Source organism: Companilactobacillus paralimentarius DSM 13238 = JCM 10415, from assembly GCF_001434985.1.
Classification (GTDB): domain Bacteria; phylum Bacillota; class Bacilli; order Lactobacillales; family Lactobacillaceae; genus Companilactobacillus; species Companilactobacillus paralimentarius.
On record NZ_AZES01000034.1, the window covers coordinates 1 to 18,321 of the forward strand.

The following is an 18,321-nucleotide window of genomic DNA, read 5'->3' on the forward strand; positions in this document are numbered from 1 at the left end:
ACTTGGATTCAATTTATTTTGTCCAAGTGGCTAACTTGTTATTGAAATTTTCGACTTAAAAAGAAATACATGAGATCGGCTCCAATTCTGTTTTTATTAGTACTATCGATTAATACTATTCTTGATTTTTCAAGCAATAATTTATTCAAAGAAATGTTCACTATTCAAAGAATCTTGGGAACATTGATTTGGACAATCTTTTTCAGTCTAATTATGTATTTCTTCGAAAAAGGAGAAATAAACATAACTAAAGGTGAAATTTAGAAGTATAGAATATGGGGGATTATTATGAAGAAAGTTAATGACCGAGTATTAAGATGGTTCTTTGGAATACCAGGTGTAATAGATGAACAAGTGAAATCAGAAATTGGCAAGCTTTCCGTAGAAGCATTGATAGCAGTGTTCATTTTTGAAGTACTGTTCAATATTGGGATTGGTACTTACATATATTTCGGTACAATAAAAGATCTTGAATCATTCCTCCTATTCATAATGACATTACATTTATTTTTAGTAATAGGTATTATCACATTCTTTACCAGTTTTAGACTGAAACGCAGGGGCATTCTTAATCAAGAGGTCACAACTAAAGAGGAAAAAAGAAATGTAATCAAATCAATTTTTAATAAATATCTGACAAAGCTGCCAATGACGTTTCTTCTTATCTGGTTGTTAGTAACATCCCTTGATTTTAATGGTCAAAACTTTATGAACACCTTATTGAGTTGGTCATCTATCCGTCAGGCTTTACAACCATCAGTAGTTTTAACGATTATCTTTATAAGTATTGATATATCTAAGGTTAGATTGCTAAAAGATGAAAGTTAAACTATACCTAAATTTTTACAAGCTCAGAGGGGGAAGATATGAATAAATTCGATAGATTCGTAATTAAATGGTTTTTAGATTCAACGGCAGTGGTCAATGAAAGAACTAAGGGTGAATTGGGAATGGCCGCAATACGTGCAGCGTTTGCTTTCTTTGTATTTGAAATGTTGTTTGCTTTGGGATCGACTATCTATTTAATAAATGCGGATGTAAAAAACTATGAAAATACGTTATATGTAACTATGCTTATTCAAATAATTATGACCTTCGCTATTCTTATCGGATTCATTTCTATTCCACTGGCAAAGAAAAAATTGGGTAATAAAGAAATCAGTCCTGGTAAGAAAAAGAAAACAATGAAGACCATCAAGAATTATTGGATCAAAATGGCACCAATGGAGTTTTTGATTTATTGGTTAGTAAGTGTAGCGTTAAATGCAAATAGGAATAGTTTTTTTAATAATTTGTTTGATCCACGTCGAATTACAGACGCATTGATATTCACTGTGATTTTTAGTATATTTATGTATCTCAAAGAGCGAAGAAGTATTAATGTCGTTAAAGACGACAAATAATTGAAAAACACCGACATTTCCTTATTTATCTAAGGAGTGTGGGTGTTTTTGTTCCCAAGACTGATGTTATATATGAAGAAAGAAAAGGTTGGCTGTGATAAAATTAAGAGGTATATCTAAGAGGGGACTAATATGAAAAAGATAAAATCTAATCTGAAATTCTTCCTTTCTCGAGTTGACCATTCGACTCAACTAACGGCGATCTCTTTGATCGTGATGTTGCTATCGATTTTAGTAGTTGGATTGTTCCATGGTTCCATTAGTGGTTATATTCAAGCTATTTTGGTTATCATTTCATTAGTATTGTTTGTTTATTTGTTTTTATTATTAGGTGAAAAGGCCGGTAAGTACACAAATAACTTGCAGTATCGGATTGATCGGGGAACGGATAACAGTTTCGTTGAGTATCCATTGGGAATACTTTTGTATGATACTGATAAACAGATTCAATGGGTTAATCCCTACTTTGTAGAGAAGACGGGCTTTAATCCGTCAAACAGTATGAGTGTTAAAGATATATCAGCGGAATTGTCGAAATTGATCGATGAAGATAATCATGCCGATAGTAAGACAATTCAAATTGACGATAAGTACTTCTTAGTACAAGTCCAAAGTGAATTGAAAGTAATATATTTGTTTGAAATCACACATTATTCTAAAATTGAAAAACGTTATGAGGATAATCGTTCAGTAATCGGTCAAGTTTACTTGGATAATTATGCAGAAATAACACAGTCAATGAGTGATCGTGATGTATCTAATTTGGATAATTACATTACTAATGAATTGTCCAATTGGGCATCTAAGGAACAAATGTTTTTGAAGCGAATTGATGACGATCATTTCTTCATCATGGCCTATACAGGACGTATCTTTGATATGGAGAAAAATGGCTTTAAGATTCTCGATACTATTCGTGAGTTTACATCTCAACAGAACGTTCCACTTACTTTAAGTATGGGCTTCTCTTACGGTGTAGATGATTTGCACAAACTTAACGATGAAGCACAAAAGAATCTTAACTTGGCACTTGGCCGAGGTGGAGATCAGGTCGTAGTTAAGGAAATCGGTGAGAAGGCTCGTTTCTATGGTGGAAATACTGATCCAATGGAAAAGAGAACTCGTGTCCGTGCCAGAATGATCAGTGAAGCCTTACAAGAGTTATTGAAAGATAGCGACCAAGTTATTGTCATGGGTCATTCACACCCTGATATGGATGTTTTGGGGTCTTCATTGGGTATTAGAAGAATTGCCATGATGAACAATACACCATGTAAAGTTGTTATCAATCCAAATACTTTGCATTCTGATGTTAGTCGTCTATTGGGAATGATCGATAAAGATCCTGAAATCAAGAAGGACATCATTACACCAGATGAGTCAATCGCTATCAGAACATCGAAGACTTTGATCGTAATGGTGGATCATTCTAAGCAAAGTATTTCTATCAATCCTGATTTGTATAAGGGTGAGAACGAAAAGATCGTTGTCATTGATCACCACAGAAGAAGTGAAGAGTTCCCTGAGAATCCAATGTTAATTTACATTGAACCTTACGCTTCTTCAACAAGTGAATTGATTACTGAAATGCTTGAGTATCAACCAAAGAATAAGAAGGCCATCGAGAAGATCGAAGCAACAGCCTTATTAGCTGGAATTACCGTTGATACGAAGTCATTTTCACTCAGAACTGGTACTAGAACATTTGATGCGGCCAGTTACTTACGTTCAGTTGGTGCTGACGAGACAGTTATTCAAAATGTTCTAAAAGAAAATATTGATTCATTTATTCAGAGAAATCATCTAATCGAAACAGTAACAATGGTTAATGGGAACATGGCGGTTTGTTTTGGCGAAGAGGATAAGCCTTACGATCCAGTTATTGTTGCCCAGGCAGCTGATACATTGTTATCATTAGATAATGTTGAGGCTTCATTTGTAATTAGCAAACGTCCAGATGGTCGGGTTGGTATCTCAGCTCGTAGTTTGGGTAATGTCAATGTACAAGTCATTATGGAAAAACTCGGCGGTGGTGGACACTTGTCTGATGCCGCAACTCAGATTCCGGATTCAACAGTAGATGATGTTAAACGTCAATTAATTGATGTTTTGACAAGTTCCGACAAGAAATAAGGAGGGTCATTATGAAAGTTATTTTCCTAAAGGATGTTAGAGGTAAAGGTAAAAAGGGTGAAGTAAAGAACGTCGCTACAGGCTACGCCCAAAACTTTTTGATTAAGAATAATGAAGCTATCGAAGCTACTAAGGCTAATATAGCTAAATTGAAGGCTGAACAAAATCGTGAAGCCAAAGATTATGAGGCTGAAAAAGCTGAAGCTAAAGTTCTTAAAGGTGAAATCGAAAACGACAAGACTGTTGTTGAAGTTCTTGCTAAATCAGGTGCCGATGGTCGACTATTTGGTTCAGTAACAACTAAGAAGATTGCTGACGAACTTAGCAAACAATATGATATTAAAGTTGATAAACACAAGATGGAACTAACTGATGGTATTAAGTCACTTGGATATATTAATGTACCTATTAAGTTATTCGAAGGTGTCGAAGCCACAATTAGAGTTCATGTTGCTGAAAAGAAGTAGGATATAAATGAATAATGATATAACTTCAAGAATACCGCCCAATGATAAGGATGCTGAGCAAGCCGTATTAGGAGCGGTTTTTCTGAGCCAAGATGCTTTGATTGAAGCTATGGAATACGTTGAGGCTGATGATTTTTATCAACATGCCAATCAATTAGTATTTCAGGCCATGATGAATTTAAATGATGAAGAAGAACCAGTTGATGTCGTGACAGTTCAAAATGAACTAGATCGTCAAAATCAAATTGAAGATATTGGTGGGGTGAGCTACTTAGCTGAATTAGCTAATGCAGTTCCTACTGCTGCCAATACGTCTTATTATGCCAAGATTGTTAAGAACAAATCTGTCTTGAGACGCTTGATCAATGCGGCTACTAGCATTGTCTCTCGTAGTTTTGAAGAAGATGAAGATGTCGACAGTATCATTGATCAGTCTGAAAAGGACATCATGGATGTTTCTGAGAATAGAAATCATAAGGGATTCAGACGAATCTCGGATGTTGTAAAGTCTTCTTTCGAAGAGATTGACAAGTTATATGATCAGGATAGTGATGTTACAGGACTTTCAACAGGCTATAAGGATCTTGATGCGATGACAACTGGTTTACATAAAGACGAATTGATTATCTTAGCCGCCCGCCCAGGTGTTGGTAAAACTGCCTTTGCTTTGAACCTAGCCCAAAACGCAGCGACTAAGTCGAATGCTACCGTAGCTATCTTTTCTTTGGAAATGGGTGCTGAACAGTTAGTTAACCGTATGCTCTGTTCTGAAGGTAGTATTGATGCTAATTCACTAAGAACTGGTAAATTGGATGAGAATCAATGGAACAGTTTGGTTGTGGCCATGGGAAGCCTTTCTCGGACTAATGTCTATATTGATGACACTCCTGGTGTTAAGATGGCCGAAATTAGATCTAAATGTCGTCGTTTGTTAAAAGAAAGCGGCAAATTGGATCTTGTGATTGTCGATTATTTGCAATTGATCGAAGGTACTGGTCAAGAAAATAGACAACAAGAAGTTTCTGTTATTTCTCGTGGTATGAAAAAATTAGCAAAAGAACTTCATGTACCAATAATCGCGTTATCACAGCTTTCCCGTGGTGTGGAAGCGCGTCAAGACAAAAGACCAATGTTGTCAGATATCCGTGAATCTGGTTCAATTGAACAGGATGCTGATATCGTTGCCTTTCTTTATCGTGATGATTATTATCGTGATGAAGATGGGGATGACAATGATAATCAAGAGGATCCTGAGGATCAAGATGTAGGTGAAGTTGAAGTAATTGTCAGCAAGAACCGTTCGGGTCCTCGAGGAACCGCTAAGCTATTGTTTGTAAAGTCTTATAATAAGTTTTCATCAATAGCAAATATTCCAGAAAATTAAATAGTGTAGGTGTAGAAGAAATGACGACAGTTGTTGTAGTAGGTACCCAATGGGGCGACGAAGGTAAAGGTAAGATTACTGATTATTTTAGTGGCGAAGCTAACATTATTGCACGTTACCAAGGTGGAGATAATGCTGGACATACCTTAAATATCGATAATCACGTTTACAAGTTAAGATCTGTCCCATCAGGAATTTTGTATTCAGATAAGACTAGTGTTATTGGAAATGGTGTTGTTTTGAACCTCGAATCACTACAAGAAGAGTTAGGTCATCTTCATGATCAAGGTGTAGATACAACTAATTTAAAGATTTCTAATCGTGCACAGTTGATTCTTCCTTATCATATTGAATTAGATAAGTTACAAGAAAAAGCTAAGGGTGATTCTAAAGTTGGTACAACTAACCGTGGAATCGGACCTGCATATACTGACAAAGCTTCACGTGTCGGTATTAGAATGGCTGATATTCTTGATAAAGACTTGTTTAAGGAATTGTTGACAGAAAATCTTAAGCAAAAGAATGAACTATTCACAAAAATTTATGGTGTTGAACCAATGAAATTTGATGATATCTTTGAAAAGTATTATCAAATTGGTCAACAACTTAAAAACCGTGTTATTGATACATCTGCCTATTTAAATAAAGAATTAAAGAACGGTCAAAATGTTCTATTTGAAGGTGCACAAGGAATCATGCTTGATATTGATCATGGTACTTATCCTTATGTAACTTCATCAAATCCAGCTGGTGGTGTAACTACTGGTGCCGGTATTGGTGCTCCTTTGATCGATAATGTTATCGGTGTAGTTAAAGCTTATACATCCCGTGTTGGTGCTGGTCCATTCCCAACAGAACAATTGAACGAGGAAGGCGACTTCTTACGTGAAGCTGGACATGAATATGGAACAGTTACACATCGTCCAAGACGTATCGGTTGGTTAGACTTAGTTGTTCTAAAACATTCATGTAATGTATCAGGTGTAACTCACTTGTCATTGAACTGTTTGGATGTTTTGACAGGACTTAAAGAAATCAAGATTTGTACAGGTTATGATTTGAATGGCAAGATCATTGATGAATATCCTGCTAACTTGAACGTCCTAGCTAAGTGCAAACCAGTTTACAAGACATTCCCAGGTTGGACAGAGGATATGACTCAAGCTAAGAGTTTGAAAGAATTACCTCAAGCAGCATTGGATTATCTTGACTTTATCAAAGATCAATTAGGTGTTGAATATGCCACTGTTTCAGTTGGTCCTGATAGAGAACAAACAATTGAAGTAAATGATGTCTGGAAAGATTAAAAAATATATAAACTAACTAAATTCAACGGTAGAGCACTGAGGAGAAATCCTTAGTGCTTTTTTTGAGCTTATTTTTTGTAATTATATCCAATGATGCTATTATAAATATAACAAGTTAATAATAAAGTAACAATAATGAGAGAAGGATATATTTATGACAACATACGGAGTAACTGGAGCAACAGGACACTTTGGACAAAATGCAATCAAGGAGTTGGCAAAATTAGTGCCAGCAGCCAATATCGTCGCCTTAGCTAGAAATACTCAAAAGGCAGAACAAATTGTCCCTGAAGGTGTAGAAGTTCGCTCAGGCGACTATACAGATGAAAAACAATTGGAAGAATCATTGAAGGGAATCGATCGTTTATTATTTATTTCATCACAACCAGGTGGACCAGTAGCTAGATTGACTCAACATGAAAATATTGTGAAAGCGGCTAAGAATGCCAAAGTAGGTTATATTGCCTACACTAGTTTTCCCCACGCTAATATTTCAGAGGCACCACTTGCAAGTGACCACAAAGCTACGGAAAAATTAATTTTAAAAACTGGAATTGATCATTCATTTTTACGTAATAATTGGTATCTAGAGAATGAAACAGCAACTATCAAAGCAGCATTTAATGGAAAACCATTTGTTTATGCAGCCGGGGATGGTAAAGTTGGTTGGGCTTTGGAATCTGAATATTCTGAAGCTGCTGCCAAGGTTCTAACTTCAAATACTCCGAAGGATATCTATGAATTTTCTGGAACTAGTCGAACATACCAAGATTTAGCAAATGCCATCAAGGGTGATTTCGATGTAAAATCCTTAAGTATTTCTGATTTTCAAAAGGATTTACAGGACTCAGGGATGGATGAAGGAACAGCTGAGATTGTGGCTTCAATTCAAGATTTGATTCGCCAAGGCAACTTGGATGAAAATAGTGACGATTTACCAAAAGTTTTAGGTAGGGAATTGACACCTTTGACCAAAGCGTTGGAGATTGTTAGTGAAAAATAATTGTCATCCCTTCTTGAAATGTCATACTATACTAATGAGTATTTACTAGGAGGAGAATATTATGAAATTTTCAAGTAAGTTAAGTGATGGTGTTCATATCCTAGCCTATGTGGACATTTTACGAGATGGTGATTTGTCTAGTAATGCTATTGCCAGTAGTATTGAATCTAACCCTAGTCTGGTTAGAAGAATGATGTCACGTTTAAAAAAAGCTGGATTATTGATGAGTCAACCAGGAAAGGTAGCACCAAAGTTGGGACGCTCAGCTAAGGAAATTAGTCTATTAGATGTTTATCGGGCCATTGAAGATAATCAAAAATTATTACACATTGATGAGAAAACTAATCCTCAGTGTATTGTTGGCGGGAATATTCAAGACACTTTAACAGGAATTTATGATCGTATCCAAGCTGATGCTGAAGATAGTATGTCTCAGATAAGTTTGCAACAGATTATCGACGGGATTTTAGAGAATAATGAAAAAAAGAAGCTATCTAATTCAAAATAGGTCATTTCATTGGTTAATTTAAACGGTTCTATTATTATCTTTTTTGAATTTTTTAATAAATAACGGCATTCATTTAGAATAAACGTATGTAATTACGTTTCTAAATGGATGCCGTTTTTAGATTTGTTCAAAACACTTTTCATGAAAACTATTTATTTAGTGTATCAGTTGAAATGATGCCTTTCTGAAAATTAATAAAGCGACTGCTGTTACGGCTGTAAGTTAACGTATAATAATATGTGTTATCTTTGCTTAATTGTTTTAAATAAATACGAGTGTATCTGGGGATATCGGAAATTTGATAACCAACAATTGCAAAATTGCTGACACGGGAATTAGCATTACGAGCTAATTTAAATAGGCCAGTGTTACTTTTATCAGGGTTTAATCCTAAGTTAATAGATATCTGATTGAAGTTACCAGGATTAGCTGCGTTAGTAGCGGTAAGATTGGAATTGATAATGGCTGTTTTGAGACGCTGTGTGAAACTTTTGGCCTGATCAACACCAGCTTTACCCATATCAATGTCTTCAAGAAGATATTGTGGTGGATATTTGTTAGATTGGGTATTTAGATATTTGGCAGAGGTAATTGAATCGCCTTTGTGGTAAATTCGATAGCGATAACTAACAATGGTTTTAGTATCATCGTAACGATTGCAACTGATAGTTATGTACTTTCCGTGAATATCTTTACCAAAGTTGAGAATAGTCATATTAGTTATATAGCGATGAGGTTTCTTATTGACCCTTTTTAATAAGGCTTTTTCTTGATCATTGGACAAAAATGATAACTCATCTGTACTATGATAGTCATCATTGATAGTGCTAAGAATATTTAAGGCTTGTTGTTTATTCTTAGTCATATCGCCATCGTTTAAAGATACAGCTTTAGGGGCAATATCCTCATCAATATTTTTGGGATTAACGATCAATGAAAATGGGATAGTGATCTGTGCGATGCCATTAACTGTCTTGTCTTTGATCTTTCCGAGATTGAGGGCATAACTAGTGACGATCATTACTATCAGCACTAGAATAATTATCCATTTAATATATTTTTTGTTTAATTTTTTCAAAATATACACCCTTTATTTGCATAATAATTTACTATAATAATAACAAGATGAACTAGATATTTGGGGAAAATGATGAAAGATAAGAAAGATTTAAAAAGTAAGACGAAATCAGAACATTATCTATTAGTGAGTGCTGGTATTGTTGGTGCGATTACGGCTGCCATCTTTTTCATTATGCTTTCACGTGGAGTAGTCAATGCAGTAGTAACTTCAAAGATATCTAGTCAATATCAGGATAAAGAATTAGAGGTACTGAAAACTAATTTGGATTATCCTACTTTAAACTTTATTGGTAGGGTCATTAAGGTTAGTGATGGGCATGTGATTACACCTAGCAATATAAAAAAGTATCAACAACTGGAAGATTATATTCAAGCAAGAAAAAATCGTGCCAAAGACGTAGCCGCATTGTATGACGGTAAAAATAATTATCAGGATGATGTGACAAGTCAAAAAATCAATGATTTAGATGCGGCGCTTTTAAAAGAAAAGAATCAGGATGTTTATCAAAAGCAGCGTAATAAGTTAGATACGATTCAAATTTGGTTTGAACAAACTGAGGATGCAGATAAGTATCTGGATAAAACTTGGCAAGAATTCAATAATGATAACTCTAGTTTGAGTTTTAAAAAGATCTCAATGGTTAATACATATTTTAAATTAATTAAAAATAAGACGATTGAGAATCGTTGGAATGAAGCTGTCAACAAAATGGACCAGTATTTCTCTAAACACCAAGGTGAGAGTTCTCGTGTTGAAGCAGTTAAACAGGAGCTAGAGGCATTGAGAAGTGCTCCTCTGACGGAGAAGTATACACCGGCTAATGTTGATATCGTTTCTAGTTTGAATTTCTCAAGCGGCGCTTCAGATAGTTTAACTCAAGCAGGAATAACTGGGAAGACTGCTTTGTACTATAACACTAGCACTAATAAGTTAGCTTTAATGACTAAAGTTAACGGAAAGTATGTAGCCGAAGATGGTTATATTAATGTTACTAGTTCACAGGTCGGTTCCGGTAAATATACGATTAAAAAACTAATTAGTAATGGTAATTCAGATGCAATAATTACGGATAATACTAATAGCAATTATGGACAATACGTTACTAATGCTAGTGATAGTGATCTGGAAGATTTGGGAATAACCAATCCTGATAATACGACAGCTGACTTTAATTCGGCAACACCAGTCTTCTGGTTAAAGAACAATTCTGATTTGAATAAGTCAATTTACTTCACCAACAGTTCTACATTAGGCTTCATTTATGCAGGAAGTTCAAGTTATAACGAAGGTATGCAAATTAGTTCGTCAGACTTGTCTAATTTGATGTCACAAATCTCAACTGGAATAACATTCTATGTTAATTAGGGGCTAATTATGCGTAAAAGAGAAACTGGGTTACGAGAAAGAGTAACTAGAAAAAGACGAAAATGGCCATGGATATTACTAACAATTTTATTGTTACTAATTCTAAGTGTTGGAGCATTTTGGCTAAAGTATGGTTATGAAATAAGAAATACAATTGCGGATGGATATTCTTACAGTCAAGGATTGAAAGTGTCAGATTTTCATCCAAGTAATTCTACCGTTATATATGATCGTAACGGTAAAGAAATTAAGAAATTGTCCCGTTCTAGTTCTAGCTATACACCAATTAAGGATATTAATCCTGATATCAAAAAGGGACTAGTGGCGGTAGAAGATCAAAGGTTCTATATTCATCATGGTGTCGATATGTATGCCATTATGAGATCAGTTGTTTCGACCTTACTACATCGGCGAACAGAGGGTGGATCGACTTTAACACAACAATTGGTTAAGAACGTCATTCTGCAAGATCAATCACAAAATTTAAACCGTAAGCTCAAAGAAATGGTTATTGCTCAACAACTCGAAAAGAAATTTAGTAAGCAACAGATATTAGAGTTCTATATCAATAATGTTTATATGGGGCATGGATCATACGGTTTCAGTGCTGCGGCAGATTATTATTTTTCCGAGAATCAGAAAGATTTATCGATTGATAAATTAGCTTTGCTAGTGGGAATACCTAATAGTCCTCTTTACTATGATCCAGTTAGTGCGCCAAAACGTTCATTGAATCGCCGAAATACGATTCTGTATGTCTTTTATCAACGTGGATTGATCTCAAAGCACACCTACGAGACAGCAAGTAAGCGACCTCTTGGATTGAAAGTCAATAAACGTAAGTATGATAATGATGTTTCAAATAATTATGCTTTGAACTATGCCGTTTATAATGCCACCGAAGAATTAATGAAATCTTCTGGTTTTACGATGGAGTATGCTTTTAAAGACAATCAGGCCAGAAATGATTACTTTGCACGTTATAGACAAGAGTTTGAACGTGCCCGTGGTAAGTTGCTTGATGGTGGTTATACAATTAATACTACAATTGATATGGATGTACAAAATAAGATTGAAAGTTTAGTTAATAAGACATATGAATCTTACACGGGTCGGTCTGCTAATGGAAAATTAACACCACAAGTTTCAAGTACCGTTATAGATAATAAAACGGGTGACGTTATAGCGGTGATTGGTGGAAGAACAACACAAGATGATCAAATGAATCGGGCGATAAATGGATATAGTCAACCCGGATCAACTGCTAAACCGCTTGTAGCTTATGCTCCTGCTTTTGAAAGGGGATATTTACCACAAAGTACGGTCGTGGACTCGGCTATTGCTAATGTTCATAATTGGTACAGTGGCTACACTGGTAAGACGACCGTTCGTCATGCCTTAGAGAACTCAATTAATACAGTCGCCTATAAATTGGCGCTACAAGATACGAGTTATTCTTTCTACGATGATTTGACTAAGATGGAATTTGCCCGTCTGCGTCCAACGGAAGATAAGAATGCCATTGATGCGTTGGGTACGTTTAGTACCACTACCACTGAAATGGCTTCAGCATACAGTTCGTTTTCTCGAGGTGGACAATTTATTCATCCAAGTAATTTAACGAGTATTTATGATAATGACAACAATCGTTATATCTATCAAAATACTCATATGAAGAAAGATATTTATACTAAAAATGCTAGTTATATGATGATTAATACCATGCAATCAGTGATTAGTAACGGATTGGGTAAGGCCGCCGCATTAGATAATTATAAGTACACGGCTGGTAAAACTGGTACCAGTGATAATAATAAAGATTCATACTTTGTTGGTATGACACCTGACTTTACAATTGCTAATTGGACTGGAAATGATGTGCCATCTACTTCGTTGACTAGTAATGAACAGACATTGTCAATGCAGGCTTTTAAAGCTGAAGGTGAATATTTGGTTAGTCAAATGAAAGAAAAAGAAGAAGATTTTAAGAAGCCAAATACAGTTACTGTTAGTGGAAGTAATTTGTCAGTCAATCAGAGTAATGAGCAACCAACGATTCAAGATGTTATTGATAGTGATTTCTCTAAATATATTTCGGCTCAAGAACAAAAAAATACTGATCGTCTCTATAACCTCGATTATCGAATTATTTATCACTTATCGAAGAAAGAAGAGTATAAGCGAGAGGATAAGGTTCAATCAGCCATCGATAAATATACTGATAATCCAATCACTAAGGAATCTCAATATGATAGCAAGTTAAGTGAATTGCAAAAGATTCGTTATTTGAATGCTAATGTTAAACGTCAATCGGCTAAAAATGACTTTAATCAACAGATCTTACAAATGCAAAAGGAATTGAACTTGAGTCAAGCAATGTTCCAAGCTGCTAAAGATAACAAGAAGATTGCCAAGTATCAATCTGAAAAAGAAACTATCGAAACCCAACGTGAACAAAAACGTCAATCGATGGTTGATAAGTTGATGCCACAATATAATTCTCAATTGCAAAAGGTTAAAGATGCTTATAAGAATAATGATTCTGATAAAGAGGCTCAAAAGCAAAAACTGGTAGACATTATGAATGAGATCAGAAGCTATGGTGGTAATGTTCCTGATGTTAAAATTACCGTTAATAGTAATTCCTCTTCAGATAGTAGTTCTAGTTCTTCCAATTAAAATAAATATGATTGGACTCAAAAAGGCGACCCTCGTGTGAGGTGTCGCCTTTTTGAACAACTATAGTTTTATGTTGAATAGTGGTAATGAGTTTTACGACTTGTGCAACTCTCTAATCAACATTTGTCCTTTTAGCAATGGCTGGTAAGATCAATCCTAATAGAATTAATGCTAATGGAGTGATGATGTTCAATGCTAATTGGAACCACCATGATGATGGATCTTGGGCCATATTCATTTTAGGAACCATACCCATGATACATGCGAAGGCTGTTAGGAAGAAGGCCCAAAGTCCAACTCCAAAGCCGACGTATCTGTTTTTAACGAACATATAATCAGATTTATATTTGTCCAATTGCTTAGTTAGCATCATATAGGCTAAGAATACCCATAGATAACGCATAGGCATAACAATTGAGTTAAGATTCAACAACCAGTTATATAGATCATTCATACCATTGATACCTAAGGCAGGCACGATGATAAGAATAGAAACTAGAATGGCTGTCATCTTGTAACCATTGATAGCAATACCACGTTTGTTTTTCTTCAAAAGAGCCTTGGGAATATATTTCTTATCGGCATCTCCTAAAAGCATACGCAATGGGGCATCGATTGAAATGGCTAAAGCGGCTGCACTGGCTAATGTGTTAGTAATTGCAAATGCCCATACGAACAAATTACCAACGTGGAAACTGTTACCTAAGAATTGGAAAGCTTGATAAGCACCGTTGGCCATAAGGTCGGCAGGAATGTGGTTAGAATTAACAATCATACCGATTGCGAATGAACCTAGAACGGCTGAAACGGCAACCATGACAGCTAAGATGATCATACCTAGTGGGAATTCTCTGGAAGCATTCTTAGTCTTATTAACATAAGGTGAGATCTTCTCAGCACCACCAACGGCGAAGACTAGCATTGAGATGGTTGTGAAGTACTGTAAATCAAATTTCGGTATATAAGTGTGAATATCAGTCATGTTAGGTGTGGCAATTTGTACATGAGTGATAAAAGGTGCACTGACACCAAGGATGATGAACAACATTGACATAGTAAACATAGCAATCCCGGCGATGCTACCGATACTATTTAATGTTGAGGCTCCCTTGCTGGCAATCCAAACGAAAACAAGGAAAATAATCAAACTTAATCCTTGTACGATGATTGGTGAAGAATCCTTGATAAAAGATCCATTACCTTTGAAAAGCCAACTTAGACTGACCATAATAATTTGTGGTTTTTGAGCTAAATAGGGAACGTGAACAACCCAATAAGTCCAAGCGGCAAAGTAAGCTAGTTTGTTGTTAGATAAAGTCCTGATCCAAGAACTAACACCTCCACCAGCTTCTTGAAACGCTGATCCTAATTGTCCCACCATCAAAGTGTATGGAACAAAGTAAAGAATCATAATTAAAATCCATGACGTTATAACAGCTAAACCTTGATTGGCAAAGTTGTTGATAACATTATTCAGACCCCAGACAGTAGTGAAACCAAGCAAAGCAATATTCCACCATCTGAAAGCCTTAGCATTCTTTGCATCTGACATAATCAAATCCTCCTACAAATGTGATTATACAGGAAACTTAAAGCAAAAAGGTTAGGAATAATAAGATGTTTTTTTGAAAATATCCTAGTATTATATTTGTGTAACTTTTTTTTAATAAAATTGACAGACAGTATTAAAAAATTATAATTTAGGAATACGGCCGTTACATATTTCTTTTTGATACATGGAATTAAGACTGTATAATTGTATTCTATCTACTATATAATGAAAGTGAATTTGTAGATAGCAAATTAAACGGAGTTAATTATGGATAACAACAATAATAATGGTTTACGAGGACGTCGAAAAAGAACGCGTAATAGCGCTTTGGCGTCTAACAATAATGGAAAAATTAAACGTCCACTTCTTAAGATAATTGGATTGGTCGCTTTAGTTACTTTCTTTGTAATGGGAGCATACGGTTTTAGAATTTATGCTCAAGCTCAGAATTCTTTGGGCAAGACATATAAAGCAATAGATGGAAAGAACGCTTCCGCTAAGATAGTTAGTAAGAAGCCTGTTTCAATATTGTTGTTAGGTGTAGATACAACGGATAACGGTGTTCGTGATACAGAAACAAATTATCGTGGTAATTCTGATACGATGATTATCGTAACGGTTAATCCTAAGACTAATAAAACGACAATGATGTCTGTACCACGTGATACGATGACACAGATTTGGAAGAGTGCCGATCATAATACGAAGAAAATTCAAAAAATAAATTCAGCATATAATATTGGTAATGAAGAAAGTGCTGTAGTTACAACTGAAAAACTTTTAAACGTTCCAATTGACTACTACATTAAGGTTGATTTCAATTCCTTGAAGGAAATTGTTAATGCCGTCGGAGGTGTAGATGTTGACGTACCGTTCAGTTTCTCGTATGGTGATACAGGTGAAAAGAAGTCACACTTTAAAAAAGGTAAGATGCATTTAAATGGTAAACAGGCCTTGGATTACTCAAGAATGCGTTATGAAGACCCACAAGGTGATTATGGACGTCAATTGCGTCAACGTCAGGTTATAACAGCTATTATTAAGAGTGCTGCTAGTGCAAAGACCTTTACACGCTATCAGAAGGTTCTAGACAGTATTTCTAGTTCAATGACAACTAATTTAAGTTTCAGTGATATGCAATCCATGTTCTTAAATTACAGTGGAGCAGCCAAGAGTATTGGATCTGACCATCTACAAGGATATGGTTCGATGATTGATGGTTCATCTTATGAAATAGCACCAACTAAGGAATTAAGACGAGTATCTAATAAGTTACGTAAGCAATTAGGCTTAGCTGAAGAACAATTGAATAATAAAGAAACCAGATTAAACGCGTATAATGAGAAGTTAGGCTTTTCATTTAATTACACAGGTAACCAACAGCAGAACTATACAACTACGATATCTTCTACAACTAGTTCTAAAGAATCAGGAAGCTCGTATGGTTCAAGCTTTGGAGAATCAAGTCATTCTACTGGTGGTTATGGTAGTAGTTCTAATGGTTCTAGCGGATCAAGTGGTTCTAGAGGCTTCGGTGGCTATTAATTAGTTAAATAATAAGCGGGGATGACCCCATTTGAATAAAGGCTGAGACAAATGTTTTCAGTCTTTTCTTATTGTATAAGGGAGAAAAATATGAGTGTTTTAGAAGTACACGGATTAACACAACAGTTTTTGGATAAAAGATTGTACGATTCCGCAGATTTACAAGTAAATAAAGAAGATCATTTAGGTATTATTGGTCAAAATGGTGTAGGTAAGAGTACCTTCATTAAGATTTTGACTGGTCAGATTGAACCTGATGAAGGCAAAATTACATGGAAGAAACATATGACGGTTGGTTATTTGGATCAACAGGCTAAATTAGCCTCAGGGATGACCATTTATGAGTATCTTCAAACAGCGTTTTCAAAATTATATGAAATTAGTGATCAATTAAACGAGATTTACATGAATGATCCAAGTGATGAAGATTTGGAAAAGGCTGGAAAACTTCAAGAAATCTTAGATGCCAACGATTTTTACGAATTGGATACAAAGATTGAACAGGTGGCAACTGGTTTAGGACTAGATGCTATTGGATATGAGCATGATGTTTCCAAACTTAGTGGTGGTCAACGTTCAAAGATTATCTTGGCTAAAATTTTATTGGAAAAGCCTGATATGATTTTGCTAGATGAGCCCACTAACTACTTGGATACTAACCATATTGACTGGTTAGCTGATTATTTGAATGACTTTCAAGGAGCATTTATTGTTATTTCCCATGATTATGGCTTCTTAGACCGCATTATAAACTGTGTGGCTGATTTTGAGTTCGGTAAGATCACGAAGTATACAGGTAGTCTCAAGCAAGCTCTTAAGCAGAAAGCTGCTAATAAGGAAACATATATGAAGGCTTACGTTAAGCAACAGGAGAAGATCTCTAAGACTAAGGCTTATATAAGAAAGTTTAAGGCTGGTTCTAGATCAAAGAGTGCTAAGAGTAGAGAGAAACAGTTAGCTCATATGGATGTGTTGACACCTCCAGGGAATAAAACTGCTTCCAGCTTTGGCTTCCCATACGTAGAAGTACCAAGTTCAAGAATGTTATTGGAAGTTAATGATCTAAAAGTAGGATATGATGGTAAACCTCTATTTGATAAGGCCCTCAATTTCTCTATCGTTAGTGGAGAAAAGATGGTTATTAAGGGATTTAATGGTATTGGTAAGTCTACTTTGATCAAGACTCTTTTGGGTATACTCAAACCTATTGAAGGGAACTATGATTTCTCTGAGGTTGCTAAGATAGGTTATTTTAAACAGGATCTTGTATGGGAGAATAATCTTGAAAGTCCATTTAAATATATTAGTGACAAGCATCCAGATCAAGGTGGTAAAGAGGTTAGACGTGTTCTAGCTAGAACTGGTTTAACTAATCAGCAAATTATGTCACCATTACGTTCTCTTTCTGGTGGGGAGCAGACGAAGGTTAAGATAGGTGATTTGATGTTTAATACTTCGAATTTCTTATTTATGGATGAACCTACAAATCATCTAGATGATGAGAGTAAAGCTGCGCTACGTAAAGGTCTAAAGAATTATGATGGATCATTGATCTTAGTAACCCATGAGGAAGACTTTTATAGTAGTGATTGGATAAATAAAGTCCTAGATATTGAAAAGATAAAAGAAAATTAGAAGTTTTCAAAAAAGTATGAAAAAGTACTTGCATTGGTTTACCATTAACGGTAAGATATTATTTGTTGTCGCGATAGAGCAGACGCATCGATAATTGAATGATGATTTCATTCAATTGAATAATTATTTTAAAAGGTTCTTGACAAATTGTTACTGACTTGATAAAATAATTAAGTCGTCGATAAGCGTAAGCGCTTAACCGACTGGTAGACCTTTGAAAACTGAACAAAGTTTTAACACTAAAATTGTGTAGGCCAAC

At 35.3% G+C, this 18,321-nt stretch carries 15 protein-coding genes; 12 read left to right on the forward strand and 3 right to left on the reverse strand.

The window, feature by feature from the left end:
* The first annotated feature begins 288 nt into the window (after positions 1-288).
* The 8 genes from FD33_RS04290 to FD33_RS04325 all read left to right on the forward strand — a co-directional run bounded on the left by FD33_RS04290 (position 289) and on the right by FD33_RS04325 (position 8,205).
* Positions 289-828 (forward strand): DUF3278 domain-containing protein, encoded by a 540-nt coding sequence (locus FD33_RS04290; RefSeq protein WP_025085626.1) that lies wholly within the window; start codon positions 289-291, stop codon positions 826-828.
* Positions 829-866: 38 nt separating this feature from the next.
* Entirely contained in the window at positions 867-1,403 is a 537-nt protein-coding gene (locus FD33_RS04295; protein WP_056955786.1) for a hypothetical protein, read from the forward strand.
* Positions 1,404-1,535: 132 nt separating this feature from the next.
* Entirely contained in the window at positions 1,536-3,536 is a 2,001-nt protein-coding gene (locus FD33_RS04300; RefSeq protein ID WP_025085629.1) for a DHH family phosphoesterase, read from the forward strand.
* An 11-nt stretch (positions 3,537-3,547) separates the two neighbouring features.
* Positions 3,548-4,003, forward strand: a complete 456-nt coding sequence (gene rplI, locus FD33_RS04305; RefSeq protein WP_025085630.1) for a 50S ribosomal protein L9 — start codon at positions 3,548-3,550, stop codon at positions 4,001-4,003.
* Positions 4,004-4,010: 7 nt separating this feature from the next.
* On the forward strand, positions 4,011-5,387 hold the full coding sequence (dnaB, locus tag FD33_RS04310; protein ID WP_025085631.1) for a replicative DNA helicase: 1,377 nt from the start codon (positions 4,011-4,013) through the stop codon (positions 5,385-5,387).
* A 20-nt stretch (positions 5,388-5,407) separates the two neighbouring features.
* A complete protein-coding gene (locus FD33_RS04315; RefSeq protein ID WP_056955787.1) occupies positions 5,408-6,694 on the forward strand; it encodes an adenylosuccinate synthase in 1,287 nt (428 codons plus the stop codon).
* A 154-nt stretch (positions 6,695-6,848) separates the two neighbouring features.
* Entirely contained in the window at positions 6,849-7,697 is an 849-nt protein-coding gene (locus tag FD33_RS04320) for an NAD(P)H-binding protein (RefSeq protein WP_025085632.1), read from the forward strand.
* A 61-nt stretch (positions 7,698-7,758) separates the two neighbouring features.
* Complete coding sequence (locus FD33_RS04325; RefSeq protein ID WP_025085633.1) at positions 7,759-8,205, forward strand: Rrf2 family transcriptional regulator; 447 nt, start codon at positions 7,759-7,761, stop codon at positions 8,203-8,205.
* Positions 8,206-8,353: 148 nt separating this feature from the next.
* Here FD33_RS04325 and FD33_RS04330 read toward each other — a convergent pair whose 3' ends face one another.
* A complete protein-coding gene (locus FD33_RS04330) occupies positions 8,354-9,283 on the reverse strand; it encodes a hypothetical protein (RefSeq protein ID WP_025085634.1) in 930 nt (309 codons plus the stop codon).
* 72 nt (positions 9,284-9,355) lie between these two features.
* Between FD33_RS04330 and FD33_RS04335 the strand changes: the two genes are divergently transcribed.
* A complete protein-coding gene (locus tag FD33_RS04335) occupies positions 9,356-10,651 on the forward strand; it encodes a hypothetical protein (RefSeq protein WP_025085635.1) in 1,296 nt (431 codons plus the stop codon).
* Between the two features lie 9 nt (positions 10,652-10,660).
* Positions 10,661-13,330: a transglycosylase domain-containing protein gene (locus tag FD33_RS04340; RefSeq protein ID WP_025085636.1), complete on the forward strand. Its 2,670-nt coding sequence runs from the start codon at positions 10,661-10,663 to the stop codon at positions 13,328-13,330.
* Between the two features lie 112 nt (positions 13,331-13,442).
* Here the strand turns inward: FD33_RS04340 and FD33_RS04345 are convergent, their stop codons facing one another.
* Complete coding sequence (locus FD33_RS04345; protein WP_025085637.1) at positions 13,443-14,882, reverse strand: amino acid permease; 1,440 nt, start codon at positions 14,880-14,882, stop codon at positions 13,443-13,445.
* A gap of 267 nt (positions 14,883-15,149) precedes the next feature.
* Between FD33_RS04345 and FD33_RS04350 the strand changes: the two genes are divergently transcribed.
* Positions 15,150-16,427: an LCP family glycopolymer transferase gene (locus tag FD33_RS04350; RefSeq protein ID WP_025085638.1), complete on the forward strand. Its 1,278-nt coding sequence runs from the start codon at positions 15,150-15,152 to the stop codon at positions 16,425-16,427.
* A gap of 90 nt (positions 16,428-16,517) precedes the next feature.
* Positions 16,518-18,062: an ABC-F family ATP-binding cassette domain-containing protein gene (locus FD33_RS04355; RefSeq protein WP_025085639.1), complete on the forward strand. Its 1,545-nt coding sequence runs from the start codon at positions 16,518-16,520 to the stop codon at positions 18,060-18,062.
* A gap of 58 nt (positions 18,063-18,120) precedes the next feature.
* Here FD33_RS04355 and FD33_RS12860 read toward each other — a convergent pair.
* A partial coding sequence (locus FD33_RS12860; protein ID WP_235806951.1) for a hypothetical protein occupies positions 18,121-18,321 on the reverse strand: 201 nt, incomplete at its 5' end.